At 39.3% G+C, this 2,123-nt stretch carries 2 protein-coding genes; one reads left to right on the top strand and one right to left on the bottom strand.

The window, feature by feature from the left end; genetic code table 11:
* A partial coding sequence (locus tag GRP75_RS25105; protein WP_160790685.1) for an ABC transporter substrate-binding protein occupies positions 1 to 545 on the bottom strand: 545 nt, incomplete at its 3' end.
* 508 nt (positions 546 to 1,053) lie between these two features.
* Here GRP75_RS25105 and GRP75_RS25100 point away from each other — a divergent pair.
* Positions 1,054 to 1,983: an ArsR/SmtB family transcription factor gene (locus GRP75_RS25100; RefSeq protein WP_160790684.1), complete on the top strand. Its 930-nt coding sequence runs from the start codon at positions 1,054 to 1,056 to the stop codon at positions 1,981 to 1,983.
* Positions 1,984 to 2,123 lie beyond the last annotated feature (140 nt).

The raw sequence follows: 2,123 nt of genomic DNA, 5'->3' as shown, positions 1-2,123 counted from the left end.
GTATACGGTTTGTCTTTATCAGGCAAAGGCACGCCCGCTTTTTCGAACATCGTTTTGTTGTAGCCAAGTGCGAATGGACCCAAGTCCTTCGGCATACCGTAAATATCTCCTTGACCGGCCATTTTACCGTCATAGCGATATAAATCCACACCGTATTTCCAAATGTTATCTAGGTTTATATCCTTATTCTTCTCAATGTAAGGGGTGAGGTTCTTCAGTACCCCACTGTTTACATAAGCTTTCACATCTCCAGGGTTAAAATAAAAAACATCTGGAAGATTATTTCCTGTGATCGCAGCTCTAAGCTTTGTAGCATATCGGTCCGCTGCTGTCACGACCATTTTAACCTTTACGCCAGGATGTTCCGCTTCAAATTTCTTAATTACTTCCTTATAAGCCTTTTGCTCATCTGTTCCACCACGGAACATGAATGTCAGTTCCTTGCTTCCATCACTACTGGAACTTCCCCCGCCACAACCAGTCAATGCAGCCATCATTAACAACAGAACAACCATTGCTATTGCAAAACCTTTTTTCTTTATCAACGCGACCCCTCCTAAATTTAAATGAAACCGCATACATTTGGTGTTAAAATAACTTCATACCACTCGGCCTAATCTTTAACTGTGCGGTACACAACCCGTTGTTGATTGCCGCTGTGATTATCATCCCTCTCATGTACCATATAATTAACATTTTACTTTATCAATAATGAATTCGTTTACAAACAAAATATAGCATGCGCTTCCTCAGTTCGTCAATGTATTTTTCAATCTTTTTAAATAATTATAAAACATAGATTAGAGTAACATGAAAAGCAAAATTAAATCGTATTTAAGTTAATTTTCATCTAAAAAACTAGTAATAAAACTTAAATACGATTTATTTATGAAATCATCTCTAATTTGGAGCCTAATCACTCCCCTCTTTATTTAGTAAAAAAAATTTACAAAAAAGCAGTTTACTTCTTTTTGATTTTATTTTAACATAAATCAAAGTAAAAAATATAAGCGCTTACATCACAATTTTTATAGATAAGGATGGTCTATAGCTATGATTTATATTAAGAACTTAATGTCAGGGTTAGATATTTTTAAAGCACTGGGTTCCGAAATCCGCATTCAAATTCTCGAGCTACTTGCTTATCAGGGCCAAAGTATGAATGACATTGCAAACAAACTTAATTTGAGCAACGGTACCATTACAATGCATATTCGAAAGTTGGAAGAATGCGGCCTTGTGGAGATCAATACCGTGAGCGGCAAGCACGGTACCCGAAAAATGTGTTATTTGAACAAGGATAAGCTGATGGTAGATTTGCGCAGCAGAGAACAAAAAAATGTGTATGAGGTTGAGATTCGCGTAGGTCATTATAGTAACTACCAAGCGTCCCCCACTTGTGGATTGGTGACCCGAGACAGCATAATCGGTGATTTTGATGATCCACGCTATTTTGCAGATCCCGGGCGGCTGGAGTCGGAAATGATCTGGATGGCCGAAGGTTTTTTGGAATACCGCATCCCCAACTATCTGAAAGCGAATCAATCCTTTAAGGAAATTCAATTCTCCGCAGAACTGGGCTCAGAAGCACCCTGCTATTGTGAGGAATATCCCTCTGACATTTGTTTTCATATTAACGGTATCCCTATTGGGCACTGGACCAGCGCCGGAGAATTTGGAGAAGTGCCGGGGGTTCTGAATCCAGATTGGTGGCCACCGCATTTGAATCAATATGGTATGCTCAAATTAATTCGCATCAATCAGCATGGCAGCTTCATTGACGGGTGCCGCATATCCGAAGTCACAATAGACGATATTAACCTTAACTATAAAAGCGACATTACACTCCGTTTATCCGTAACCGATCAATCGGAAAACAAAGGTGGGCTCACTATTTTTGGCAAAAGATTCGGGAATTTCAGTCAGGATCTGCTTGTACGCGTACTTTACGATGTGCACGGGGAGGACAACACTAACTCCTGACACTCTACATGTAAAAAAATAGGCCGAAGCCTGTATTCATTGAATACATGTCCTCGGCCTAAACATCCTGATTCTCACTTAAAGAGATATAGATCAATAAATAAAAAATGACTGCTATCCCAAACACCAGCCAGCAAAAG

Origin of the sequence: Paenibacillus sp. OT2-17 (genome assembly GCF_009827695.1) — a bacterium.
In the GTDB taxonomy this organism is placed as follows: domain Bacteria; phylum Bacillota; class Bacilli; order Paenibacillales; family Paenibacillaceae; genus Paenibacillus; species Paenibacillus polymyxa_B.
The sequence above is the reverse complement of the archived record's forward strand: the minus strand, read 5'-3'. Positions and strand labels throughout refer to the sequence as shown.